The sequence below is a fragment of the Teichococcus aerofrigidensis genome, assembly GCF_054073225.1.
In genome coordinates this window covers 53,185-77,119 of record NZ_JBSXMU010000002.1, presented here as the reverse complement: position 1 = coordinate 77,119, position 23,935 = coordinate 53,185, and the positions used below count along the sequence as shown (strand labels likewise).

23 protein-coding genes and 2 tRNA genes are annotated in these 23,935 nt (G+C 70.7%); 13 read left to right on the top strand and 12 right to left on the bottom strand.

Features of this window, described 5'->3' with window-relative positions; translation table 11 throughout:
• Window positions 1–2 precede the first annotated feature (2 nt).
• The 5 genes from ACVMLK_RS01210 to ACVMLK_RS01190 all read right to left on the bottom strand — a co-directional run bounded on the left by ACVMLK_RS01210 (window position 3) and on the right by ACVMLK_RS01190 (window position 2,500).
• Window positions 3–746, bottom strand: a complete 744-nt coding sequence (locus ACVMLK_RS01210) for a MotA/TolQ/ExbB proton channel family protein (protein WP_457485374.1) — start codon at window positions 744–746, stop codon at window positions 3–5.
• Between the two features lie 10 nt (window positions 747–756).
• The gene (locus tag ACVMLK_RS01205) at window positions 757–1,155 is read right to left on the bottom strand and encodes a Tat pathway signal protein (RefSeq protein ID WP_457485373.1); all 399 of its coding nucleotides are present in this window, start codon (window positions 1,153–1,155) and stop codon (window positions 757–759) included.
• A 260-nt stretch (window positions 1,156–1,415) separates the two neighbouring features.
• Window positions 1,416–1,490 (bottom strand) — tRNA-Thr (locus ACVMLK_RS01200).
• A gap of 119 nt (window positions 1,491–1,609) precedes the next feature.
• Complete coding sequence (locus ACVMLK_RS01195) at window positions 1,610–1,852, bottom strand: DUF1150 family protein (RefSeq protein ID WP_198364898.1); 243 nt, start codon at window positions 1,850–1,852, stop codon at window positions 1,610–1,612.
• A gap of 174 nt (window positions 1,853–2,026) precedes the next feature.
• A complete protein-coding gene (locus ACVMLK_RS01190) occupies window positions 2,027–2,500 on the bottom strand; it encodes an Hsp20 family protein (RefSeq protein ID WP_198365019.1) in 474 nt (157 codons plus the stop codon).
• A gap of 141 nt (window positions 2,501–2,641) precedes the next feature.
• On the opposite strand from ACVMLK_RS01190, the gene def reads away from it, so the two are divergent.
• From def to truA, 3 genes are read left to right on the top strand one after another with little or no spacing between them, the layout of a single operon-like run.
• Complete coding sequence (gene def, locus ACVMLK_RS01185; protein WP_457485372.1) at window positions 2,642–3,172, top strand: peptide deformylase; 531 nt, start codon at window positions 2,642–2,644, stop codon at window positions 3,170–3,172.
• Window positions 3,169–4,089: a methionyl-tRNA formyltransferase gene (gene fmt / locus ACVMLK_RS01180; protein WP_198364896.1), complete on the top strand. Its 921-nt coding sequence runs from the start codon at window positions 3,169–3,171 to the stop codon at window positions 4,087–4,089. Before def ends, fmt begins: the two co-directional genes overlap by 4 nt.
• Before the next feature lie 4 nt (window positions 4,090–4,093).
• Window positions 4,094–4,858 (top strand): tRNA pseudouridine(38-40) synthase TruA, encoded by a 765-nt coding sequence (gene truA / locus ACVMLK_RS01175; protein ID WP_457485371.1) that lies wholly within the window; start codon window positions 4,094–4,096, stop codon window positions 4,856–4,858.
• A 12-nt stretch (window positions 4,859–4,870) separates the two neighbouring features.
• On the opposite strand, the gene ACVMLK_RS01170 is transcribed toward truA, so the two are convergent.
• Genes ACVMLK_RS01170 through ACVMLK_RS01160 form a run of 3 tightly spaced genes read right to left on the bottom strand, consistent with a single transcriptional unit; the run spans window position 4,871 to window position 7,322 of the window.
• Entirely contained in the window at window positions 4,871–5,461 is a 591-nt protein-coding gene (locus tag ACVMLK_RS01170) for an SAM-dependent methyltransferase (protein ID WP_457485370.1), read from the bottom strand.
• Complete coding sequence (locus ACVMLK_RS01165) at window positions 5,458–6,231, bottom strand: PIG-L deacetylase family protein (protein WP_457485369.1); 774 nt, start codon at window positions 6,229–6,231, stop codon at window positions 5,458–5,460. Before ACVMLK_RS01165 ends, ACVMLK_RS01170 begins: the two co-directional genes overlap by 4 nt.
• Window positions 6,222–7,322, bottom strand: coding sequence for an acyl-CoA dehydrogenase family protein (locus tag ACVMLK_RS01160; RefSeq protein WP_457485368.1), 1,101 nt, complete (start codon window positions 7,320–7,322; stop codon window positions 6,222–6,224). Before ACVMLK_RS01160 ends, ACVMLK_RS01165 begins: the two co-directional genes overlap by 10 nt.
• A gap of 186 nt (window positions 7,323–7,508) precedes the next feature.
• Between ACVMLK_RS01160 and ACVMLK_RS01155 the strand changes: the two genes are divergently transcribed.
• Window positions 7,509–7,601: transfer RNA gene (locus ACVMLK_RS01155), tRNA-Ser, on the top strand.
• A gap of 104 nt (window positions 7,602–7,705) precedes the next feature.
• Here ACVMLK_RS01155 and gatB read toward each other — a convergent pair.
• The 3 genes from gatB to gatC are packed head-to-tail and all read right to left on the bottom strand — an operon-like array spanning window position 7,706 to window position 10,931.
• Window positions 7,706–9,157 carry an Asp-tRNA(Asn)/Glu-tRNA(Gln) amidotransferase subunit GatB gene (gene gatB, locus ACVMLK_RS01150; RefSeq protein ID WP_457485367.1) on the bottom strand — a complete coding sequence of 484 codons (1,452 nt, stop codon included), beginning with the start codon at window positions 9,155–9,157 and terminating at the stop codon, window positions 7,706–7,708.
• Window positions 9,154–10,638: an Asp-tRNA(Asn)/Glu-tRNA(Gln) amidotransferase subunit GatA gene (gatA, locus tag ACVMLK_RS01145; protein WP_198364891.1), complete on the bottom strand. Its 1,485-nt coding sequence runs from the start codon at window positions 10,636–10,638 to the stop codon at window positions 9,154–9,156. Before gatA ends, gatB begins: the two co-directional genes overlap by 4 nt.
• Window positions 10,639–10,643: 5 nt before the next feature.
• On the bottom strand, window positions 10,644–10,931 hold the full coding sequence (gene gatC / locus ACVMLK_RS01140) for an Asp-tRNA(Asn)/Glu-tRNA(Gln) amidotransferase subunit GatC (RefSeq protein WP_457485366.1): 288 nt from the start codon (window positions 10,929–10,931) through the stop codon (window positions 10,644–10,646).
• A 65-nt stretch (window positions 10,932–10,996) separates the two neighbouring features.
• On the opposite strand from gatC, the gene ruvX reads away from it, so the two are divergent.
• The 9 genes from ruvX (at window position 10,997) to rpmG (ending at window position 22,286) form a co-directional block, all read left to right on the top strand.
• On the top strand, window positions 10,997–11,461 hold the full coding sequence (gene ruvX / locus ACVMLK_RS01135) for a Holliday junction resolvase RuvX (protein WP_457485365.1): 465 nt from the start codon (window positions 10,997–10,999) through the stop codon (window positions 11,459–11,461).
• Between the two features lie 67 nt (window positions 11,462–11,528).
• Window positions 11,529–12,473: an aspartate carbamoyltransferase catalytic subunit gene (locus ACVMLK_RS01130; protein WP_198364888.1), complete on the top strand. Its 945-nt coding sequence runs from the start codon at window positions 11,529–11,531 to the stop codon at window positions 12,471–12,473.
• Window positions 12,474–12,478: 5 nt separating this feature from the next.
• Window positions 12,479–13,753, top strand: a complete 1,275-nt coding sequence (locus ACVMLK_RS01125) for a dihydroorotase (protein WP_198364887.1) — start codon at window positions 12,479–12,481, stop codon at window positions 13,751–13,753.
• Window positions 13,750–14,334, top strand: a complete 585-nt coding sequence (gene plsY, locus ACVMLK_RS01120; RefSeq protein ID WP_198364886.1) for a glycerol-3-phosphate 1-O-acyltransferase PlsY — start codon at window positions 13,750–13,752, stop codon at window positions 14,332–14,334. The genes ACVMLK_RS01125 and plsY overlap by 4 nt, the downstream gene beginning before the upstream one ends.
• Window positions 14,331–15,434 carry a DNA-processing protein DprA gene (dprA, locus tag ACVMLK_RS01115; RefSeq protein ID WP_370591919.1) on the top strand — a complete coding sequence of 368 codons (1,104 nt, stop codon included), beginning with the start codon at window positions 14,331–14,333 and terminating at the stop codon, window positions 15,432–15,434. Before plsY ends, dprA begins: the two co-directional genes overlap by 4 nt.
• Window positions 15,435–15,492: 58 nt before the next feature.
• The gene (topA, locus tag ACVMLK_RS01110; protein ID WP_457485364.1) at window positions 15,493–18,237 is read left to right on the top strand and encodes a type I DNA topoisomerase; all 2,745 of its coding nucleotides are present in this window, start codon (window positions 15,493–15,495) and stop codon (window positions 18,235–18,237) included.
• A gap of 96 nt (window positions 18,238–18,333) precedes the next feature.
• A complete protein-coding gene (locus tag ACVMLK_RS01105) occupies window positions 18,334–20,445 on the top strand; it encodes a ribonuclease R family protein (RefSeq protein WP_457485363.1) in 2,112 nt (703 codons plus the stop codon).
• Between the two features lie 2 nt (window positions 20,446–20,447).
• Window positions 20,448–22,004 carry a S41 family peptidase gene (locus ACVMLK_RS01100; protein WP_457485362.1) on the top strand — a complete coding sequence of 519 codons (1,557 nt, stop codon included), beginning with the start codon at window positions 20,448–20,450 and terminating at the stop codon, window positions 22,002–22,004.
• A gap of 114 nt (window positions 22,005–22,118) precedes the next feature.
• Window positions 22,119–22,286 carry a 50S ribosomal protein L33 gene (gene rpmG / locus ACVMLK_RS01095; protein WP_198364882.1) on the top strand — a complete coding sequence of 56 codons (168 nt, stop codon included), beginning with the start codon at window positions 22,119–22,121 and terminating at the stop codon, window positions 22,284–22,286.
• Between the two features lie 95 nt (window positions 22,287–22,381).
• On the opposite strand, the gene ACVMLK_RS01090 is transcribed toward rpmG, so the two are convergent.
• Window positions 22,382–23,746: a PleD family two-component system response regulator gene (locus tag ACVMLK_RS01090; RefSeq protein WP_457485361.1), complete on the bottom strand. Its 1,365-nt coding sequence runs from the start codon at window positions 23,744–23,746 to the stop codon at window positions 22,382–22,384.
• Window positions 23,747–23,935 lie beyond the last annotated feature (189 nt).

Genomic DNA, 23,935 nt, shown 5'->3' with positions numbered 1-23,935 from the left:
GCTTACTCCGCGGCCGCGTGCGCGCGGACCGAGCCGCCCGTCGTCGCCGGCCGGCGGGACAGGTTGGCGGCGAAATCCGCGATCGCGGACTGCCCCTCATGACGCAGGCGGTTCAGGCGCACCAGCAGGCGGTTGTAGGCCATGACCGCCGGGATCGCCGCGACCAGGCCGATCGCGGTCGCGAAAAGCGCCTCGGCGATGCCTGGTGCGACGACGGCGAGGCTGGTGTCATTGCTCTGCGCAATGCCGGCGAAGCTGTTCATGATGCCCCAGACCGTGCCGAACAGGCCGATGAAGGGCGCCACGGCACCTGTCGTGGCCAGGAAGGGCAGGCCGGGCTCGGCATTCCGCAGGGCGCCGCCGAGGGCGTGGCGCATGGCATGCTCCATGCGATGGCGGTACTCGAAGCGGCTCTCGCCCTGCTCCCGGCCATCGCGCCACTCGCGCGTCCCCGCCCGGATGACGGAGGCGGCCAGGCCTTCGCCCTGCACGGCCGGCACCGGAGCCTGCGGCGCCGCCATCTCGGCCAGCCGCCGGATCTCGCCGCGCAGCCGCCGCATCACCAGGGACTTCTCCACGATGATCGCCCAGCAGACCACCGAAGCCAGGGCCAGGCCGATCATGACCGCCTTGACGACCCAATCGGCCTGCAGGAACAGCCCCAGCAGGGACATGTCCGGGACGTGAAGCGCCGGGAGGGCCTCGGGCACGGGGGCGGCAGCGGCGGAGGGATCGGTCGGGTTCATTGCAGCCTACTCACTTCTCGAAGGTAACGCCATCGACGCGCGAGGCGAGAGACAGTCGCGGCAGGCAGGCGGCGCGGGTCTCGGTGGTGGGGCCACAAGCCATCAGGTCGTTCAGCAGCAGGGAGCCGACGCTGTCACAGGCCCGGCCGGAAAGGTCGAAGATGCGAGCCATGGTCTTCTCGGCCGGCAGCGGACCGACATCCAGCGCCAGGCGCCGGGCGATCACGCCATCCTTGCCGAAGACCAGCAGGTCCAGCCGCAGGGGGTCGATGGCCTCCGGCGCGCTGTTGCGCAGCACCAGCCAGACCCGGCATCCCTCGGACCGCGCCTCAAGCCTGTTGAGCTCGAGCCCGATGGGCGACGCCTTCGCCGGTGCCGTCTCCTGGGCGCTCAAGGTCAGCGGCATCATGACACCGAGTGTCAGGAGGAGAGCGGACGCGATCCGGCGCAGCGACATGCGGATGATGACCCCTTCGCAGTTGCGATGGCTTATGCCGACATTGAGAGGCGCTTGCAATGCGAACGACTCTCACTTTAGCAGGCGTCACCCATCCTATTGCAACATGTCGGCCACGCTCCGCCCCGCGCAGCACACAACAAAAGGCCGCCTCTCCCATGAGGAGAAGGCAGCCTGGAATGCATAGGCATCGTTGGAGGGCTGGAGGCGTCTGGTGCCGACGCCCGGGATTGAACCGGGGACCTACTGATTACGAATCAGTTGCTCTACCGCTGAGCTACGTCGGCCGCGGCGGCTATCTAGCCTCTGCCGCCACCCAGGGCAACTCCATCCCGGCGTCCTGACACGCTTTTTGCCCGGCCGGACCGCCAGACCCCGGCGAGGGCGCAGCTCTCATAGGCGCGGATCAGTGCACCAGGACCGGCAACATCTCATGCTGAAGGATCGCCGCCGTGGCGAGGCTGGTATCCGGGGCCGCGCCGATCTGCGTGCCGTCCGCGGCATGAATGGCGACGGCCGGGGTGCCGTTCAGCAGGATGGGACGGATATAGGCGATATCCTCCGCGCCGAAGCGCGCCCATTCCGCGGGGGCAAGATGCCGGAGCACGTCCGCCGCGGCATAGGGCCGAATGTGTCCTTCCTTATTCATGGCAGGAATCTCCTTTCGCCGTCCCTGAAGGGGCCCGGCCTGCGTCCGGTTCGAACCGGACGCGGATTGCGTATCATGTCAGTCTGCGGGAACAACGCGCCGGCGGGGCAAGGGAAGCGACCCTATTCGTCCCGGCTCTTCACAATACCGGAGCGATCGCGCCGCCGTTAAACCTCAACCAGCGGTATCGGCGCTTTTATCGATCGCCCCGTTCACCACCGCCCTTCCCCCCTGTGCGCCGCGCGTGCCGATATGGATCGACTTCACGCGGACCTCGGGCTGCGGCCTCTGGAGGTCGATGTGCAACAGGCCATTGTCCAGCCACGCACCTTCCACCTCGATGCCTTCGGCCAGGACGAAGGCCCGCTGGAACTGCCGGGCGGCAATGCCACGATGCAGGAAGACACGGCCTTCCGCCTCGTCGCGCTGCTTGCCTCGGACCACCAGCTGGTTGTCCTCCTGCGTGATGTGCAGGTCGTCCATGCTGAAGCCGGCGACGGCCAGGGAGATCCGCAGGCGATTGTCGCCGGTCTGCTCGATATTATAGGGCGGATAGCCATCGGCGTTCTTCGCCACGCGATCGAGCATCTGTTCCAGATGATCGAAGCCCAGAAACAGTGGCGAGCCGAACAACGACGAGCGAGACATGGCGGAAAACCCCTCAAGCTGAGCGAGCATTCGCCGGAACCCGAAGCATCCCGGCTTCTGCCGATAATTTGGGCAAAGCGGGGCCATATGCAAGGGGCAATGGTTGAACACCGGACCGGCCCCCGCTACAGCAGCCTCCCCATGCCCGAAACCGATCTCCTGCCGATCCTGCTGGTTCCCGACACCAGGCTGAGGACCAAGTGCCGCGCCGTCGGTCCCCAGGATGGCGATGCCGTGCGCGCCCTGGCGCCCCGCATGCTGGCGGCGATGTACAAGGCCCCCGGCATCGGCCTCGCCGCGCCGCAGGTCGGAGATCTCCTGCGCCTCGTCGTCATTGACCTTCAACCGGATGAGAAACCGGACCCGATGGTGCTGGTCAATCCGGAGATCGTCGCCGCCAGCGAGGAACTGGCGACGCGGGAGGAGGGCTGCCTCTCGCTCCCGGGCCAGTATGCCGACGTCACCCGGCCCGCCAAGGTCAAGCTGCGCTGGCTGGATCTGGAGGGCGGCAAGCGGGAGATCACCGCGGACGGGCTGCTCGCCACCTGCATCCAGCATGAGCTGGACCATCTCGATGGCGTCCTCTTCGTCGATCACCTCTCGGCGCTGAAGCGCAACATGATGCTGCGCAAGCTGGCGAAGGAGCTGAAGGCCAGGGCGCGCGACGCATGAGGCCGCTCCGCCTGGCCTTCATGGGCAGCCCGGACTTCGCGGTGCCGGCCCTGCGCGCCCTGCATGCCGCGGGCCATGAGATCCTCGCCGTCTATACCCAGCCGCCCCGGCCGGCCGGGCGCGGCCAGCGCGAGCTGCCCTGCCCGGTCCATCGGGAGGCCCTGCGGCTTGGCCTTTCCGTGCGGCACCCCTCCCGGCTGCGGCACGCCACGGAGGAGCACGAGGCCTTCGCCGCCCTGGCGCTGGATGCCGCGGTCGTCGCCGCCTATGGGCTGATCCTGCCGAAACCCATGCTGGATGCGCCGGCGCGCGGCTGCCTCAACATCCATGCCTCGCTGCTGCCGCGCTGGCGTGGCGCGAGCCCCATCCAGTCCGCCATCCTGGCCGGCGACGCCGAGAGCGGCGTGACCATCATGCGCATGGAGGAGGGCCTCGACACGGGGCCGATGCTTCTCGAGGGCCGGCTTCCCCTCGGGCCGGACATCACCACGCCCGCCCTGCACGACGCCCTGGCGGAGATGGGCGCCCGCCTCATCCTGCAGGCCCTTGCCGGGAATCCCCCTGCCCGTCCGCAGCCCGAGGAAGGCGTCACCTACGCGCCCAAGCTCGGCAAGCAGGATGGCCGCCTGTCCTGGGAGGGCGAGGCGACCGCCCTGGAACGCCGCGTCCGCGCCCTCAATCCCTGGCCCGGCACCTTCTTCCAGCATGAGGGCCAGCCGATCCGGGTGCTGGAAGCCAGAGCCGAACCTCTGGGGAGCGCGCCCCCCCCGGGCACCGTGCTTGACGAGGCGCCGCGCATCGCCTGCGGCGAGGGTGCGCTCCGCCTGCTCCGCCTGCAGCGGCCGGGCCGTGGCGCTCTCGACGCGGAGCCGTTCCTGCGCGGTTATCCCCTCCCGCGCGGAACCGTGCTGGACTGAGCCCATGCCGCGCTATGCCTTGCTGGTCGAGTATGACGGCACGCCCTTCGTGGGCTGGCAGCGGCAGGCCAGTGGCCTCTCGGTGCAGCAGGTGCTGGAGGAGGCCGCCGCCCCGCTCAATGCTGGCCGGCCCGCCGCCACCATGGCCTCGGGGCGGACCGATGCGGGCGTCCATGCCGAGGGGCAGGTGGTGCAGATCGACGTCGCCCTGGAGCTGCACCCCGACCGGCTCCGGGACGCGCTGAACTTCCACAGCCGCCCGCATCCGGTCTCCGTCCTGGCCGCCGCCCTGGCGCCGCCGGACTGGTCGGCGCGGTTCTCCTGCATCGGACGGGGCTACCGCTACCGCATCCTCAACCGCCGCGCCCGGCCGGCGCTCATGGCCGGTCGCGTCTGGCACGTTCAGGCACCGCTCGATGCCGAAGCCATGCACGCGGCGGCGCAGGGGTTGCTCGGGCGGCATGATTTCTCGGCCTTCCGCGCCGCCGCCTGCCAGGCGAAGGATGCCATGCGCACGCTGGACCGGCTGGAGGTGCGGCGGCAGGGCGAGGAGATCCATGTCCTGACCGAGGCCCGCAGCTTCCTGCATCATCAGGTGCGCAACATGGTCGGCACGCTGGCCCAGGTCGGGCTGGGTCGCCGCCCCCTCTCCTGGCCCCGCGAACTGCTCGATGGGCGCGACCGCCGCAAGGCCGGGCAGAATGCCCCCGCCGAGGGGCTGACGTTCCTCTTCGCCCGCTACCCCCAGCCGCTCCCCTGGCAGGATTGACGGGCGGTCCGCTCAGGCCTCACGCCGCAACAGATCGAGCCGGTACTCCGGATACCGGTCCTGCCGCACCGGCTGGAGCACGCCGGCGGCATGCTGGATGAAGGCTTCCACCGCCGCGTCGCCCGAGAGCGGATAATCGGTGTTGCCGATCCAGTGGACCAGGAGGACATCGCCCCCCGGCATCAGATCCCGCCGGACCAGCGACGCCACCTGGGCGAGGTCGCGCTCATCCCAGTAGTACACCACCTCGGAGAGCAGGATCAGGTCGTAGCGGCCGTTCGGCCATTGCCCTGGCACCTCGCGCCGCTGGATCGACAGGCTGGGCACCAGACCGCAATGCCGTCGCGCCGCCGCCACCGCCCGCGCCGAACTGTCCACGGCGGTCAGCCTGCGGCAATGCGGCACCAGCATCCCGGTCAGTACGCCGATCGAGCAGCCGACCTCGAGCCCGTGCTCATAAGGCTCCTTGCGCAGGGCCTCGAGAGTCGTGGCGTATTTCGCGGCCTCATAGTCGCTGGTGAGGAACTTCCACGGATCGGGGTCGGCGGCGTAGAGCGCCTCGAAGTACGCGGCGGAGAGGGAGGTCATCGGGCGTCCGGTCACGTCAGGTCCCCTTCCTGGAGGAGAAACAGCTCGAAATCCCGCATGCAGCGATCCAGAAGCGCGGCATCCACCTGGAATCCGCCCGCTGCGAGCGAAGCGACCTGCCCGAACTGCGAACGGTGACAGGCCAGCGCGCGCGCCTTGGCCGCAAGGTGGCGCCGGACATCCAGGCGTCGGGCCTGCGGCGCCGGGCCCGGCAGGGCGTGATCCGGCGGCAGGGTATGACCCCAGACGGAGTACTGCACGAGGCGGCAGGGCGGCGCTCCCGGCGGCCTTGCCGTCAGGGCCGCCCGGGCCATGGCCCAGGCCGCGTGGTGATCGCAATGCGGATCATGCTCCCAGGTGGTCAACAGGGCGCCGGCAGAGGTGGATCGGAGCGCATCGCGGACGGCACCGACCGCGGCGTCGAACGCCGCGCCGGCCTCAGGCACGGCGGCGTCGGGGAGGCCGAGGAACACCGCATCCGACGCCGGTACGCCGAGGCAGGCCAGCGCCTCGAGGGCTTCGGCCTGGCGGATCCGGGACAGCGCCGCCCGATCCTCCGCCCCCTCCGTGGGATGGGAGGCGCCCCCGTCACTGATGAAGATCACCCGCAGACCGCGACCGGCGGCTGCGGCTTCGGCCAGGAGACCGCCGCATCCGAGGCTCTCGTCATCCGGATGCGGGGCCAGGACGACCACCCCGCCCTCCCCGACGATGTCCGGAAGACCTGCGAACGGCGCGGCGTCGGCCTGCTCGAGAAAGGCCGTGGCGGTGAGCTTCACGGCCATTCGGCCTGCTCCGCGGCGAAGGCCAGGGCGGCGGCGTTGTCGAGGGCCCGGTCCGGACCGGGCTGCCGGAGATAGGTGGCGAGATCGCGCGCCACCCGTTCCACCGGGCTGGGGCGCAGGAAGGCCTGCAGGCCGATGGACCGCTGAACGCGTTCGAGCACATCCAGCGCCGCTCGTTCCACCGCGTGGCGCGACAGCTGCACATAGGCCAGCACCGTCTCCTCCTCGGCCGAGCCATAGACCAGCGCGGCCTTCCTCACCCATAGCCGCGCCGTCTCCGCAGCCACCATGCATTCTCCCAGGCGGCGGCGCTGGTGCGGGTCGCCGTCGCGATCCAGACGGCGGAGATGGTGCCGCATCAGCTGCACCAGTTCCTCCACGCCGCCGCACTGGACCGCCAGGAAGCGCCACGCTCCGCCAGTGAAGTAGGGCTCCTTCTGATAGCAGCCGGGTGGGCCGATCCGGTCGGCCTCCCGCGTCATCATGCCGGTGAAGTCCACCGAGCCCGTGGCGGAGACCTGCATCCCCGACGCTGTCCAGCTGCGGACCTCGCTCCGCTCTCCCGGCCGCAGACGGGGCGCGATCAGCCGGACCCCCTCCTCCGTCGTCGCAGTGACCAGCGGACGCAGGAGCCGCCCGGCGCCGGAGGCCAGGATCTTGCGCCCCTCCAGGCGCCCTTCCGCCGTCATGCGCAAGGGCCGGGAGGGATCATCGGTCGCCCAGACACCGAAGAGGCACCCCTCGCGCACATCGGCCGATGCCCGCCGCATCTGCTCCCCGTCACCAAAACGATGGATCAGATCCAGGGCGTTGACGTGGCCTTCGAAAAGCCTTCCCATCGGCAGGCTTCCGCGCCCGATCGTCATCAGGACCTCGGCCAGCAGGCTGTTCCTCTGCGGCACCAGGCCAAGGTCGAGCCCGCCCTCCAGGGCAGGCAGCGCCGCGACCAGAAGGCCGTTCCGCTGCAGGATGTCGATGAGGGGTCGCGGATCGGCCCCGGGATGATCCAAAGCTTCTCCCAGCCCCCTGGCGCTCTGCGCCGCTTCCGCGGCACAGGTGAGCAAGTCGGCGGATGGGCCGAACTGGTCCATGCTGGCCCTCTGATGCTGTCTGTCGTCAACGGCACAGCCCCCGTCTGGTTGCTCCCCGCCAAGCGACACCCGCCCGCGTGCAAACCGCGTTCAGGTCACAGGATCCGGGCCACCACGGTGATTTGACGGCCCCTCGCCGAACCGCTAGAAGCGGCCTCGCATACGCCGTGTAGCGAAAGCCCCTGCGGAGGGGTGGCCGAGTGGCCGAAGGCGGCGGTTTGCTAAACCGTTAGACGGGGATAACCCGTCTCGTGGGTTCGAATCCCATCCCCTCCGCCACTTCTCTCCCCGCACTTCATCCCCGCTGCCTGGCCTGTCGAAGGCCGCACGGTCCCGCTCGCCCCATGGCCGGCCGCCATGATGGCGGCCGGGCCGGGCGCGCCTCAACCCAGCTTCTTCTTCAGCAGCTCGTTGACCAGCGCCGGGTTTCCCTTGCCCTGCATGGCCTTCATGGTCTGACCGACGAAGAATCCAAAGAGCTTGTCCTTGCCGGAGCGGTATTCCTCGACCTTTCCGGCGTTGGCCGCCATGACCTGCTCGATCACCGCCTCGATGGCCCCGGTATCGGTCACCTGCTTCAGGCCCCGCTCCTCGACCAGGACGGCCGGCGGCTTGCCGGTTTCGAACATCGCCTCCAGCACCTCCTTGGCCAGCTTGCCGGACAAGGTGCCGTCCTTGATAAGGTCGAGCAAACCGCCGAGATTCTCGGCGCTGACGGGCGAATCGCCGATACCGTGGCCGGTGCGGTTCAGCCCGGCGAAGAAATCGCCGGTGATCCAGTTGGCCGCCATCTTCGGATCGCGGCCCTTCGTCACGGCTTCGTAGAAGGCCGCCGTTTCCTTCTCCAGCGTCAGGACATGGGCGTCATAGGGCGTCAGGCCGAAGTCGCCGACATAGCGGGCGCGCCGGGCGTCCGGCAGCTCCGGCAGGGCGGCCTTCAGCCCGTCCACCCAGGCCTGCTCCAGAACCAGCGGCGGCAGGTCGGGGTCGGGGAAGTAACGGTAGTCATGCGCGTCCTCCTTGGAGCGCATCGATCGCGTCACGCCGCGCTGCGTGTCGAAGAGGCGCGTCTCCTGCACCACCTCGCCGCCATCCTCCCAGACCTCGATCTGGCGCCGCGCCTCGGCTTCCACCGCCTGCATGACGAAGCGGATGGAGTTGACGTTCTTCACCTCGCAGCGGGTGCGGAACCCCTCGCCCGGCCGGCGGACCGAGACATTGACATCGGCGCGCAGCGAGCCCTGCTCCATATTGCCGTCGCAGGTGCCGAGGTAGCGCAGGATCTGCCGCAGCTTCGTCAGATAGGCGCCCGCCTCTTCCGGGGAGCGCATGTCGGGCTCCGAGACGATCTCCATCAGCGCCACGCCGGAGCGGTTGAGGTCGATGAAGCTCTTGCTCGGATGCTGGTCATGCAGGGACTTGCCGGCATCCTGCTCCAGATGCAGGCGTGTGATGCCGATCTGCTTGGTGCTGCCATCCCCGAGCTGGATCTCGATGACGCCCTGCCCCACCACCGGATACTGGTACTGGCTGATCTGATAGCCCTGCGGCAGATCGGCATAGAAGTAGTTCTTCCGGTCGAAGCGGGACCAGAGGTTGATCTGCGCGTTCAGCCCGAGGCCGGTGCGCACCGCCTGGGCGACGCACTCGCGGTTGATCACCGGCAGCATGCCCGGGAAGCCGGCATCGATGAAGCTCACCTGACTGTTCGGCTCGGCACCGAACTCCGTGGCCGCGCCGCTGAACAGCTTGGCCTGCGAGGTCACCTGGGCATGCACCTCCAGCCCGATGACGACCTCCCAGGCGCCGCTCGCGCCCTCCAGCGTGTAGCTCATGCGCCAGCCCTCACCGCCGGGACCGCATCGAAGCCGGCGGCACGCTCCAGCGCGGCGCCGACGGCGAAGACAGTCTCCTCATCGAAGGGCCTGCCCAGCACCTGCAGCCCCAGCGGCAGGCCCTTCGCATCCAGCCCCGCCGGGACGGAGAGGCCCGGAATGCCGGCGAGATTCGCCGTCACGGTGAAGACGTCATTCAGATACATCGCCACAGGATCGTCCTGCTTGTCGTCCCGCCCGAAGGCGGCGGAGGGGGTGGCGGGGGTCAGGATGGCGTCCACCCGCTCCCAGGCCTGGTCGAAATCGCGCTTGATCAAGGTGCGGACCTGCTGCGCCTTGACGTAATAGGCGTCGTAATAGCCGGCGCTCAGCACATAGGTTCCGATCAGGATGCGGCGCTTCACCTCGTCGCCGAAGCCGGCGGCGCGGGTGCGCTCGTAGAGATCCCTGAGATCCTCGCCATCCTCCCGCAGGCCGAAACGCACCCCGTCATAGCGGGCGAGATTCGAGGAGGCCTCGGCCGGCGCCACGATGTAATAGGTCGGCAGGGCATAGCGCGTGTGCGGCAGGCTGATGTCCACCAGCTCCGCCCCCTCGGCCTTCAGCCAATCCATGCCCTGCCGCCACAGCGCCTCGATCTCGGCCGGCATGCCGTCCAGGCGGTACTCGCGCGGAATGCCGATGCGAAGGCCCTTCACGCCCCGCGCGCAGGCGGCGGCGAAGTCCGGCACCGGCATGTCGGCGCTGGTGGAATCCTTCGGATCGAAGCCCGCCATGGAGCCCAGCAGGATGGCACAGTCCTCGACCGTGCGCGCCACCGGCCCCGCCTGGTCGAGCGAGGAGGCGAAGGCCACGACGCCGAAGCGCGAGCAGCGGCCATAGGTCGGCTTGATGCCGGCAATGCCGCAAAAGGCCGCCGGCTGGCGGATCGAACCGCCGGTGTCCGTCGCCGTGGCGCCCAGCGCCAGGCGCGCCGCCACCGCCGCGGCCGAGCCGCCGGAGGAGCCGCCAGGAACCAGCACGGCCTCCGGCGCGTCCCGCCGCTTCCAGGGGTTCTCGACCCCGCCGAAGGCCGAGGTGGCATTGGACGAGCCCATGGCGAACTCGTCCAGATTGGCCTTGCCCAGGAAGACAGCGCCATCCCGCAGCAGATTGCCGCTGACGGTGCTCTCATAGGGCGGGACGAAGTTGCCCAGGATCCGGCTGGCGGCCGTCGTCCGCGTGCCGGCGGTGCAGAACAGATCCTTGATGGCGAGCGGGATGCCGGTCAGCGCCCGGCCCTCGCCACGGCCGAGCGCGGCATCCGCCGCCTCGGCCTGGCGCAGCGCCAGATCCGGGGTCACGGTGATGTAGGCGTTGAGACGCGGATTGAGCGCCTCGACCGCGCCGATGAAGGTCCGAGTCAGCTCGACGGCGCTGATCTCGCGCCGTGCCAGCGCGCCGCGCGCGCCGGCCAGGGTCAGATCCGTGGCAGAGGTCATGCCGCTCACTCCACCACCTTGGGCACCGCGAAGAAGGCGCCGGCACGGTCGGGGGCATTGGCCAGGATCTCCCCCTGGATGCCGCCATCCGTCACCTCGTCCCGCCGCATGCGCAGCGCCTGCGCGCCGCCGCCCGCCATGGGCTCAATGCCCTGGGTATCCACGGCACGCAGCTGCTCGATCCAGCCCAGGATCCCGTTCAGTTCGGCTTCAAGGCGCGGCAGGTCGCTGTCCTCGACCCTGATGCGGGCCAGGGACGCGACGCGCCGGACAGTGGCGGTGTCGAGCGACATAGTTTTTCTTCCGGATGGTTGCAGGTCTGATTGCGCGGCAATGGCGGCGGACCATAAACACCGCCATGCCCCTCAGCAACCTGACCGACCTTCGCGGCGGCCTTTCCCCCGGTCAGAGACTCATCGGCCTCGACCCCGGACGGCGGACCATCGGCGTGGCGCTCTCCGACGTCTCGCTGATGCTGGCGAGCCCCTATCAGGCCCTGCCGCGCGGCAAGCTGGCCGCCAATGCGGCGGCGATCGCCGGGATCGCCCGGCAGGAGGGGGCCGGCGGGCTGGTGGTCGGCCTGCCGCTGGGGCTGGACGGCAGCTTCGGCCCGGCGGCGCAGGCGGCCAAGGACTGGGCCATGGCCGTCTCGGAAGCCACCGGCCTGCCGGCCGCGCTCTGGGACGAGCGGCTTTCCTCCTCGGCGGTCAACCGGATGCTGATCGACGAGGCCGACCTGACGCGCGGCAAGCGCGCCAAGGTGGTCGATGCCCTGGCGGCCGCCTACATGCTGCAGGCCGCGCTGGACGCCAGCCGGGCCTGACCCCCCCCCCTTTCGGCGCGGCGCCCGGACCAGTATGGTCGCCCGCCTCTAGCCGGACTGGTCCTCGATGCTGCCCTTCCCTCACCGGCACCTCCTTGCCCTTCAGGGGTTGGAGCCGCCCTATATCGCCGATCTGCTGGATCTGGCCGAATCCTACGCCCTGCTGAACCGCAGCGGTAAGACCCAGCGGGACCTGCTGAAGGGCCGCACGCTGATCAACCTCTTCTTCGAGGACAGCACCCGCACCCGGACCAGCTTCGAGCTGGCCGGCAAGCGGCTCGGCGCCGACGTCATCAACATGTCGGTCAGCCAGAGCAGCGTGAACAAGGGCGAGACGCTGCTCGACACCGCCTCCACCCTGAACGCCATGCATTGCGACCTGCTGGTGGTCCGCCACGCCCAGTCCGGCGCCCCGGCGCTGCTGAGCCAGAAGGTGGACGCGGCGGTGATCAATGCCGGCGACGGGACGCATGAGCACCCGACCCAGGCGCTGCTGGACGCGCTGACGATCCGCCGCCGCAAGGGCCGGCTGGAGAACCTCACCGTCGCCATCTGCGGCGACGTGCTGCACAGCCGCGTGGCCCGCAGCAACATCCACCTGCTCAGCGCCATGAACTGCCGGGTCCGGGTGGTCGGCCCGCCCACCCTGATCCCCGCCGAGGCCGAGCGGCTGGGCGTGGAGGTGTTCCACGACATGAAGGCCGGCCTGCGGGACGCCGATGTGGTCATGATGCTGCGCCTGCAGAAGGAGCGCATGGCCGGCGGGCTGGTGCCCTCGGCGCGCGAGTTCTTCCGCTTCTACGGGCTCGATGCCGCCAAGCTCGCGCTGGCCCGGCCGGATGCCATCGTCATGCATCCGGGCCCGATGAACCGGGGCGTCGAGATCGACAGCGCGGTGGCCGACGACCCGGCCCGCAGCGTCATCGGCGAGCAGGTCGAGATGGGTGTCGCGGTCCGCATGGCGGTGCTGGACATCCTCTCGCGCAACATGCGGCGGAACGCCCGGCTGTGATCACCATGCCCGACACCATCTTCATCAACGCCCGCCTGATCGATCCCGCCTCCGGGCTGGACGCGCGGGGCAGCCTGCTGGTCAGCCGCGGCGTCATCGCCGACCATGGCGGGACGCTGGGCATGCCCGAGGGCGCCGAGGTCGTCGATTGCGGCGGCGCCATCCTGGCCCCCGGCCTGATCGACCTGCGCGCGGCGCTGGGCGAGCCGGGCGCCGAGTACCGCGAGACGATCGAGAGCGCGGCCGAAGCCGCGGCGGCGGGTGGCATCACGACCCTCTGCGCCCTGCCCAACACCGAGCCCGCCCTCGACGATCCGGCGCTGCTGCAGTTCATGGTGCGGCGGGGGGAGGCCACCGGCAGTCTGAGCATCCTGCCCTACGGCGCCGCCACACGGGGCTGCGCCGGCAAGGATGTCTCGGAATACGGCCTGCTGCGCGAGGCGGGCGCCGTGGCCTTCACCGATGGCACCCGCGCCATTGCCGATGCCCGTACCATGCGCCTGGCGCTCTCCTATGCCCGCGCCTTCGGCAGCTTCGTGGTGCAGCACCCGGAGGAGCCCTCCCTGGCGCGGGGCGGCGCGGCAACGGAGGGCGAGCTGGCGACGCGCCTCGGCCTGCCCGGCATCCCCCCGGCCGCCGAGAGCATCCTGGTGGCGCGTGACATCGCCCTGGCCCGGATCACCCGCGGCCATGTCCACTTCGCACATGTCTCCACGGCCGCCACGCTCGACCTCATCCGCGCCGCCAGGGCCGAGGGGCTGGCCGTCACCTGCGACACCGCGCCGCCTTACTTCGACCTCAACGAGACGGCGATCGGCGACTTCCGCACCTATGCCAAGCTCTCCCCGCCGTTGCGGCGCGAGGAGGACCGGCGGGCCGTCGTCGCCGCCCTGGCGGACGGGACGATCGACGCCATCGCCTCGGACCACCAGCCGGCCGATGCCGACGACAAGCGCCTCCCCTTCGCCCAGGCCTCGGCCGGCGGGTCCGGGCTGGCGACGCTGCTCGGCATCACCCTCGCCCGCGTCCATGCCGGTGATCTGACGCTGCCCGCCGCCCTCGCCCTGCTCACCAGCCGCCCGGCGGCGCTGCTGGGCCTCGCCGCCGGCCGCCTCGCTCCCGGCGCCCCGGCCGACCTGGTGCTGTTCGACCCGGAGCGGGCCTGGAAGGTCGAGGCCGGCCGGCTGCCGGGCAAGGCGCAGAATTCGCCCTTCGACGGCCGCGCCCTGGAAGGCCGGGTGCTGGGAACCTGGAAGGCCGGCAAGCGGGTCTTCGGATGAGCCTCTGGCTGGCTGTCGCCATCGGCTACCTCTCCGGCTCGGTGCCCTACGGGCTGCTGCTGACCCGCGCGGCGGGCCTTGGGGATATCCGGCAGATCGGCAGCGGCAATATCGGCGCCACCAATGTGCTGCGCACCGGCAACCGGAAGGTGGCCGCCGCGACCCTGCTGCTGGACGCGCTGAAGGGGGCGCTGCCTGTCCTCCTGCTCGGCGGGCTCTGGGGGCGCGATGCCGGCCTCGCCGCCGGGCTGGCGGCGCTGGTCGGGCACCTCTTCCCCATCTGGCTCGGCTTCCGGGGCGGCAAGGGCGTCGCCACCGGCGCCGGGGTGCTGCTGGCGGCCAATTGGTGGATCGGCCTGCTCTGCGCCCTGCTCTGGCTGGCGATGGCGAAGCTCACCCGGCTCTCCTCGGCCTCCGCCCTCGCCGCCTGCTGCGCGGCGCCGTTGATCGCGCTGCTGTCGGGCGACCACCGCCTCGCTCTCGCCCTCCTGGTCGTCGCGGCGCTGATCCTCTGGCGGCACCAGGACAATATCCGCCGCCTGCTCGCCGGCACCGAGCCGCGGATCGGCGAGCGGCGGTGAGCGAGACGGCCGCCCGGCTGCGCCTGGTGCGGACGGAGGGCATCGGGCCGATGACCTACCGGCGCCTGATGCAACGCCATGGCACGGCCGACTCGGCGCTGCGGGCCCTGCCCGCCTATTCGGCCCGGCGTGCCCGCCCCTTCCTGCCGCCCGAGCCGGGCGCCATCGCGCGGGAGATCGAGGAGGTGTCCGGCATGGGGGGCCGGTTCCTGTTCCTGGACGATCCGGAATACCCCCCGCTCCTGGCTCTGCTGGAGGACGCGCCGCCCGCCATCGCCGTGATCGGCGATGCGGCCCTGCTGCGGGCCCGGCAGGTCGCCATCGTCGGGGCGCGCAATGCCTCGCTGCCCGGCCGGCGCCTCGCGGCGGAGCTGGCCGCGGATCTGACGGAGGCCGGGCTGGTCGTCACCTCGGGCCTCGCGCGGGGCATCGACGGTGCCGCGCATGAAGGAGCGCTGCGCCGCGGTCCCACCATCGCCGTCATTCCCGGCGGGCTCGACCGCGCCTATCCGCCCGACCATGCCGAGCTGCAATCGGCCATCGCCGAGCGCGGCGCGGTGGTCGCCGAGGCGCCGCTCGGCACGGCGCCCATCGCCCGGCACTTTCCCCGCCGCAACCGGATCATCGCCGGCCTGTCGCTCGGCATCGTGGTGGTGGAATGCGGATTGCGCTCCGGCACGCAGATGACCGCCCGGCTCGCCCTGGAGGCGGGGCGCGAGGTCTTCGCCGTGCCCGGCAACCCGTACGATCCCCGCGCGGCCGGATCGAACGACCTGTTGCGGCAAGGCGCGCACCTGACGGAACGGGCGGCCGATGTGCTGGAGCACCTGCCGGAGGGGCCGGCCACGGCGCGGCCACGCCGTTCGCCCAATCCGGCCCCGCGGCCGGCGGCATCCCCGGCCCCCGCCCCCGGCGGCGCCCTCGGCGATGCCGAACAAGTCCTTGAGCTTCTGGGGACTTCTCCCGTTGTGGTTGACGAGATCATCCGGCGCTGCCACCTCTCTCCCGCTGCGCTGCAGTCTCTGCTGCTCGACCTGGAGCTGGAGGGGCGCATCGAAGCATTGCCGGGCAACCGTGTGATGCGCAGCGGACCAGGGTAGAGACCACGCTCGCAGAATAAAACTGCCTGTCGCCATCAGAGAGCATACAGCACCCGCCATGACCGACGTCGTCGTCGTCGAATCGCCGGCCAAGGCGAAGACCATCAATAAGTACCTGGGCCAGGACTTCACCGTCCTCGCCAGCTTCGGTCATGTCCGCGACCTGCCGGCGAAGGATGGCAGCGTCCGCCCGGAGGACGACTTCGCCATGGACTGGACGGCGGAGGACCGGGGGGAGAAGCAGGTCGCCGCCATCGCCAGGGCGGTGAAGGGCGCGCGCAACCTCTATCTCGCCACCGACCCCGACCGCGAGGGCGAGGCCATCTCCTGGCACGTGCAGGAGATGCTGCGCCAGAAGGGCGCCCTGAAGGGCGTCCAGGTTCACCGCATCACCTTCAACGAGATCACCAAGCGCGCCGTGCAGCATGCGCTGGCGCATCCGCGGGATCTCGACACCCCGCTGATCGAGGCCTATCTGGCCCGGCGGGCGCTGGACTATCTGGTGGGCTTCACCCTCTCCCCCGTGCTCTGGCGCAAGCTGCCCGGCAGCCGCTCGGCCGGGCGCGTCCAGTCCGTCGCGCTGCGCCTGATCTGCGAGCGCGAGGCCGAGATCGAGGCCTTCCGCGCCCGCGAGTACTGGACCGTCGAGGGCCGTTTCCTGACCGCCGCCGGCGCCCCCTTCACGGCGCGACTGACCCAGCTCGACGGCAAGCGGCTGGAGCAGTTCGACCTGCCGGACGAGGCCTCCGCCATGCGGGCCAAGGCCGCCGTCGAGGCCGGCCGCTTCAGCGTCGCCAGCATCGAGAAGAAGCGGGTCCGCCGCAATCCGCCCGCTCCCTTCACCACCTCGACCCTGCAGCAGGAGAGCTCACGCAAGCTCAGCTTCGGCGCCCAGCAGACCATGCGGCTGGCGCAGCAGCTCTATGAAGGGGTGGACATCCAGGGCGAGACGGTCGGCCTCATCACCTACATGCGGACGGATGGCGTGCAGATGGCCCGTGAGGCGATCGGCGCCATCCGCGACCACGTGAAGACGCAGTTCGGCCCGGACTACATCCCCGCCGCGCCGCGCGAATATGCCTCCAAGGCCAAGAACGCCCAGGAGGCGCACGAGGCCATCCGCCCGACGGATGTCTCCCGCACGCCGGAAAGCGTCGCCCGCCACCTGACGCCCGAGCAGCGTCGGCTCTACGAGCTGGTCTGGAAGCGGGCGGTAGCCAGCCAGATGCAATCGGCCGAGCTGGACCAGACCGCCGTCGACCTGGCCGACGCGGCCGGCCGCGCCAGGCTGCGCGCCACCGGCAGCGTGGTGGCCTTCGACGGCTTCCTCAAGCTCTACCGCGAGGATGTCGACGATGCCGCCGGCGCCGAGGATGAGGACAGCCGCATCCTGCCGCCGATGCGCGAGCAGGACCCGGCGAAGCTCACCGCCGCCCAGGCCGACCAGCACTTCACCCAGCCGCCGCCCCGCTATTCCGAGGCCTCCCTGGTCAAGAAGATGGAGGAGCTTGGCATCGGCCGGCCCTCCACCTACGCCTCCATCCTGCAGACCCTGCAGGACCGCGAGTATGTGCGGCTGGACAAGCGCCGTTTCATCCCCGAGGACCGGGGCCGGCTCGTCACCGCCTTCCTGGTGAATTTCTTCGAGCGCTATGTCGATACCGGCTTCACCGCCAGCCTCGAGGAGCAGCTGGACGACATCTCCGGCGGAAGGGCCGAGTGGCGCGCGGTGATGCGCGCCTTCTGGGAGGAGTTCAACGCCGCGGTCAGCGCCACCAAGGACCTGACCATCAGTGCCGTGATCGATGCGCTGGACGAGGAGTTGGGTCCGCACTTCTTTCCGCAGCCCGCCGAGGGCGGCGATCCCCGCGCCTGTCCGTCCTGCAGCGGCGGCCGGCTCGGCCTGCGCCTCGGGCGGAACGGCGCCTTCATCGGCTGCTCCAACTATCCCGAATGCCGCTACACCAGGCCGCTGGCCGTGCCCAATGCGGAGGGCGAGGCCGAAGGCGCGCTGGCGGGCGGCATCAAGGAGCTGGGCTCGGATCCCGTGACCGGCGCGCCGGTCACGCTGCGCCGGGGTCCCTATGGCGTCTACGCCCAGCTTGGCGAGGGCGAGACGGATGCCAAGGGCAAGGCGATCAAGCCCAAGCGCGCCAGCCTGCCGCGCGGCATGGATCCCGAAGGGGTGACCCTGGAACGGGCCCTGGCGCTGCTGGCCCTGCCCCGCCTCATCGGGCTGCATCCCGAGACCGGCGAGGAGATGAGCGCCGCCATCGGCCGCTTCGGGCCCTACGTGAAGATGGGCAGCATCTACAAGTCCCTGGACCGTGACGACGACGTGCTGACCATCGGCGTCAACCGCGCGGTCGCCCTGCTGGCCGATGCCAAGGCCAAGGTGCGCGCTCTCGGGCCGCATCCGAAGGATGGCACGCCGGTGGAGATCAAGCGCGGCCGCTTCGGCCCCTACGCCCAGCATGCCGGCATGGTGGCCAGTCTGCCGCGCGGCACGCAGATGGAGGATGTCACCCTCGATCAGGCCGTGGCGCTGCTGGCGGAGAAGGGGAAGAAGCTGCCCGCCCCCGGCGCCCGCAAGACCGCGCGGAAGACGCCGGTGCGCAAGGCCGCCGCCTCGGTCGAGGCGGAAGGCCCCAGGAAGGCCGCCGCGAAGCCCGCGACGACCCGGAAGGCCACGAGTGCAAAGGCCACAGGTGCAAAGGCCACGAGCGCGAAGGCCTCGACCACCGCGAAACCCCGCGCCGCCAAGGCCGGCGCCAAGCGGGCGGCGCCCAAGGTCAAGGCCTGAGGCGTGGAGGGCGGCCCGAGGGACAGGCGGGGCCCGGCGCCGGCCCTGCCCAGCCTGGACACCCTCCGCCGCTATCTGCGGAGCGCGCCCGGACGGGTGGGCAAGACCGAGATCTCGCGGCATTTCGGCCTGGGCACGGAGCAGCGTCCGGCCCTGCGCGCGTTGCTGCGCGAGCTCGAACGGGAAGGCGCGCTGGACCGCGCGACGGTCCAGCGGGCGGGCCATGACGGCCTGCCGGAGATGCTCGCCGTCGAGGTGAGCGGCATCGACCCCGATGGCGAGCCGCTGGCCCGGCCCCTCGACTGGGAGCCGGAGGCAGGCCGGCCGCCCCTCATCGTCATGCGCCCGGAGCGGCGCGGCCAGCCGGCGCTGATGCCCGGCGAGAGGGTGGTGGCGCGGCTGCGCCCGATCGGCGGCGGGCGCTATGAGGGCCGGACCTTCCGCCGCCTCGGCTTCGCCACCGCCCGCCGGATCCTTGGCCTGTACCGCGAGGGGCAGCTCCTGCCCACGGACCGGCGCCAGAAGGCCGGCTGGACCATCGCTCCGGAGGACGCGGCCGGCGCGGCCGAGGACGAGCTGGTGCTGGCCAAACCCCTGCCGGCGGGGCGCGCCGGGCTGCGGCCGGCCCGGGTGGTCGAGCGGCTGGGCCCGCTGCAGGCCCCGGGCGCCATCTCCCTGCTGTGCATCCATCGCCACAGCCTGCCCTGCGAATTTTCCGAGGCCGCCCTGGCCGAGGCGGCGGCGGCCGGGCCGGTGGGCCTGACCGGCCGCGAGGATTTGCGCGGGCTGGAGCTGGTCACCATCGACGGCGCGGATGCCCGGGACTTCGACGACGCCGTCTGGGCCGAGGCGGAGCCGGGGGGCTGGCGCGTCGTCGTCGCCATCGCCGATGTGGCGCATTACGTGCGGCCGGGCAGCACCCTCGACGAGGCGGCACGGCTGCGCGGCAACAGTGTCTACTTCCCCGACCGCGTCGTGCCGATGCTGCCCGAGGCGCTGTCCAACGGCTGGTGCAGCCTGCGCCCGGGCGAGGATCGCGGCTGCCTCTTCGTGGAGATGCACTTCAACGGCGAGGGTGCGAAGCGGGCGCACCGCTTCGGCCGCGGGCTGATGCGCTCGGCGGCGCGGCTGACTTACGATGAGGTGGAGGCGCTGGAGGGGGAGGCCATCGGCCGCCTCCGACCGCGCATCGACGCGTTGCGGGGTGCCCATGCCGCGCTCCGGCTCGCCCGCGAGCGACGCGGCACCCTGGACCTGGATCTTCCGGAGCACCGCGTCCGCCTGAGCGAGGATGGGCAGGTGCTGGATGTCTCGCCGCGTCCCCGGCTGGAGGCGCACCGGCTGATCGAGGATGTCATGATCGCCGCCAATGTCTGCGCCGCCGAGGAACTGGAGCGGCTCGGCCAGTCAGGCCTCTACCGGGTGCATGACCGGCCGTCGGATTCCAGGCTCGAAGGCCTGCGGCAGCTCCTCGCCGCGCTCGCGCTGGACCTGCCCGCCACGCCGGGGCTGCGCGCGCGGGATTTCGCCGCTCTCCTGGAGGCGGCCAAGGGGGACGCCACGGAATCGCTGGTGCACCAGGCCGTGCTGCGCAGCCAGTCCCAGGCGGCCTATGACACGACGAATATCGGGCATTTCGGCCTCTCCCTCGGCCGGTACGCGCATTTCACCAGCCCCATCCGGCGCTATGCCGACCTGCTGGTGCACCGGGCGCTGATCCGCGGGCTGCGGCTCGGGCCCGACGGGCTGCGCGAGGCGGAGGCTGTGGCGCTCCAGGACACGGCGGAGCGCATCACCGCCGCGGAGCGCCGCGCCGCGGCCGCCGAGCGTGAGGCGGTGGAGCGATATCTCGCCAGCCACATGGCGTCCCGCGTTGGGGACATGTTCGAGGCGTGGATTTCGGGGGTGACACGCTTCGGCCTCTTCGTCACGGTAAAGGGGAATGGCGCGAGCGGACTCGTGCCCCTGTCATCCCTGCCGGACGATCAATGGACTCATACGGAAGCCGCGCATCGGCTTTCCGGACGCTTCACGCGGCTCTCCTTTGCCCTGGGGCAGCCCGTGTCGCTGCGGCTCGCCGAGGCCATGCCGCTGACCGGCGGTCTGGTCTTCCATCTGGCGCAGGCCCCGCTTCCTTCGCCCGGCGCCCGCCGAAGCCGCCTGCGCAGCGGCGGTACCGGCAAGCAACGTGGCGCCCGGCCGGCCTGACCGTGACCTGGCGCTCAGTCCGGGCCTGCCTGCTCCTCGCCATGCTTCTCGCCGGCCTCGGCCTGCCCTCCGGGGCATCGGCCCAGCAGGGGCAGGGCTTCCAGCGCCAGCAGGTCCAGATCATCCTGCGCGAGGGCCTCTCCGCGATCCTCGAGCGCCACCTCGAACCCGCCGCGCCGTCGGACCTGGTGCTCTGGTCGCTCCGCGGCCTCTCGGCCGTCGATCCCGGGCTGGCTGTCCAGGTCCAGGGCGGCACCCTGGCGCTCTCCCCGCAGGGACGGCTGCTTGGCGAGCGGCCGCTCTCCGGCCTGCTCCCCGCCGCTGCGGCGCAGGCGTTGGCGGATGAGCAGGCGTCGCGGGCGGCGGAGATGCTGCTCCGCTTCTATATCGAGGCCTGGAACGCCTCGGCCACCCTGCAGCGTGCCGGCGCGAACCGCATGCTGCAGGCCGGCTTCGACGAGATCTTCAACCACCTCGATCCCTACAGCCGCTACATCGACGCGGAGGAGGCCGAGGCGGCACGCCAGCGCCGGGTCGGGCAGTCGGGCCTGGGCTTCCGCCTGGCGGCGGGGCAGCGCGGCGCCCTCGTCATCGCCGTCCTGAACCCTGGTAGCATCGCTGCGCAAGGGGGCGTGCGGGAGGGTGATGTTCTCCTGGCCATCGACGGCGTGCCCGTCTCCAGCCGCCGCATCAGCCAGGCCGCCGAGCTGCTGGAGGGGCCCTCCGGCAGCTCGGTCGAGCTGACGCTGCGCCGGGGGCGGCAGCAGCTCACGCTGGTGCTGCAGCGGGACAGCCAGGGTGGCCAGGCCCTGCGGGCCGAATGGTCGGAGGGAATCCTCTGGCTCCATCTGCGCGCCTTCTCCACCATGACCACCGAGTGGATCATCGAGGCGCTCAATTCGGCCTTTTCGGGCCCGACGCCCCCACGCGGCGTCGTGCTGGATCTGCGGGGCAACCGGGGTGGCCTGCTCGGGCAGGCCATGACCGTTTCGGATGCCTTCCTGACCCAGGGCGTCATCGCCCAGTCGGCCGGCCGCCACCCCGAGGCACGCCGGGTCTGGGAAGCCGGCGGCCACGACCTGGCGCGGGGCCGGCCCGTGGTGGTGCTGGTGGACGGGCGGACCGCCTCCTCCGCCGAGATCGTCGCCGCCGCCCTTTCGGATCGGGCCCGGGCCGTCGTCGTGGGCAGCGCGACGCTGGGCAAGGGGTTGATCCAGATCGTCTATCCGCTGGCCAATGGCGCGGAGGTGCTGGTCTCCTGGTCTCGCGTCCTCGCCCCCCTGGGCTGGCCGGTGCAGGGGCTGGGGATCATCCCGGCCGTCTGCACCAGCCTGGGAGCGGACTCGCTGCGAGGCGCGTTGCAGGCCCTGTCGCAGGGCACCTCTCCCATGGCGCCCGTCCTGCAACGCCTTCGCCAGGCCCGGGCCCCGGTTCCGGCCAGCGAGGTCGCCGCCCTCCGGGCGCAATGTCCCCCGGCCGAGGGCCGCCCGTGGGATCAGGAGGCCGCGCGCTACCTGATCGATCATCCCGCGGCCTATCAGGCGGCGGCCGGCCCCTGAATCGGCTTGACTGGCCGCACAGGATGGCTAGGTTGCGGCCTCTCGCGTCGCACCCGGGTGCGCGGCTTTGTGCCCCCGGCTTGAGGTGCTTCAAGGCGCCCACGGAAGAACGTTATGGCCAAGTCGAACACCATTCTGATCAAGCTCGTCAGCACGGCTGACACCGGGTACTTCTACGTGACCAAGAAGAACACCCGCAACACCACCGGGAAGATGGAGATGCGGAAGTATGATCCGGTCGTGCGTAAGCACGTCGCCTTCCGCGAATCCAAGATCAAGTAAGCACCCCAGCCGGGCGGCAACCGCCGGGAAGGCCGCGTCCGAGGAGGGTGCGGCCTTTTCCGCATGTGGCGCCTGGCTGCCCGGCGTCAGCCAGGCTATCTGCTCCAGTCGTCGGCCGTGGCCAGCTGCACGCGGTTGCGGCCCAGGGCCTTGGCCCGGTAGAGAGCGGCATCGGCGGCGCTGACCAGCCGCGACAGCCCCTCACCCTGCACCGCCAGGGCCACGCCGATGCTGGCGGTGATGGGCAGCGGCAGGGCCTGGGCGGTCATCACCGGCTCATCGGAAATCGCCCCCCGCAGACGTTCGGCGACCTGCATGGCCTCGGCTTCCGTCGCGCCCGCCATGGCGATGACGAACTCCTCACCGCCGAAGCGCGCCACCACGTCGATGGCCCGGATATGCTCCTTCATCCGCGCCGCCACGGCCCGCAGGACCTCATCCCCCGCCGCATGTCCATAGGTGTCGTTGACCGACTTGAACCGGTCGACATCGATGAGCAGCAGGGCGGTATCCCCGTTGCGCAGCAGGCCTTCCAGATGCCGCGTCACATAGCGCCGGTTGCGCAGGCCGGTGAGGCTGTCCGTCACCGCCATCTCCAGCGACCGGTCCAGATCGGAACGCAGCTGCTCCTGGTACCGCTTGCGGCGCACCTGATTGCGAGCCCTGGCCCGCAGCTCGTTCGCATCCACCGGTCGCAGGACGTGGTCGTTCGCCCCGAGGTCGAAGCCACGCAACACCTGCGCCCGCTGGTCAGAGTCGCCGATCAGCAGGATCGGCAGATCGCGCATCCCCGCCTGCGCCCGCAGGCGGGATGCCAGGCGCAGTCCCTGCCCCTCATCCAGTGAAAGGCTGAGCAGGACCAGATCGAAGCTGCCATGGTTCAGCAGAGCCCAGGTCTCCGCGCCGTCCCGGGCGACAGCCAGGGAAACCCCATCCTCCCGCATGACACCGCCGATCAGCTCAGCCTCGTTCACGTCCTCCGTCGCCAGCAGGATCGAGGCGCCGGTGATGTCTTCGGAAGGGCGCGACTGTGGCTCGAAGCCCAGATCATGGGCAGCCTCCACGCGAACCCTGAAGGCGTCCAGAACCTGCTTCATGCGCAGCAGGGCGCGCAGGCGCGCGAAGAGCGTAGTGTGGTCCACGGGCTTGGACAGGAAGTCGTCCGCTCCGGCCTCCAGCCCCCGCACCCGCTCGGCCAGGTCGACGAGCGCCGTGACCATGACGACGGGGATATGGGCCGTTGCCGGATTGGACTTCAGCTTGCGGCAGACCTCGTAGCCGTCCATCCCCGGCATCATGACATCGAGCAGGATGACGTCCGGCAGCCAGTCGAGCGCCCTGACCAGGGCTTCCGGGCCCGAAGAGGCCAGCGCGACCTCATAATACTCCGCGTTCAACCGGGCCTCGAGAAGCGGCAAGTTGGCAGCGATGTCATCCACAACCAGAACCCGGGCGGTCATCTCGAGTGCTAAGCCTCCCCACGGGCCAGGACGACATGGCCAGGTAAAGTATCATGTCGTGCCCGAGACGGAAATGGTGGGTTTTGCCGACAATAGTTTACGCTATCCGGCAATCCATCAGCCTGCACTTGCTGCCTCCGCATTCAACAGAGCCGTTATGAATTCCGATCAAGGCAGAAGCAAAGCACT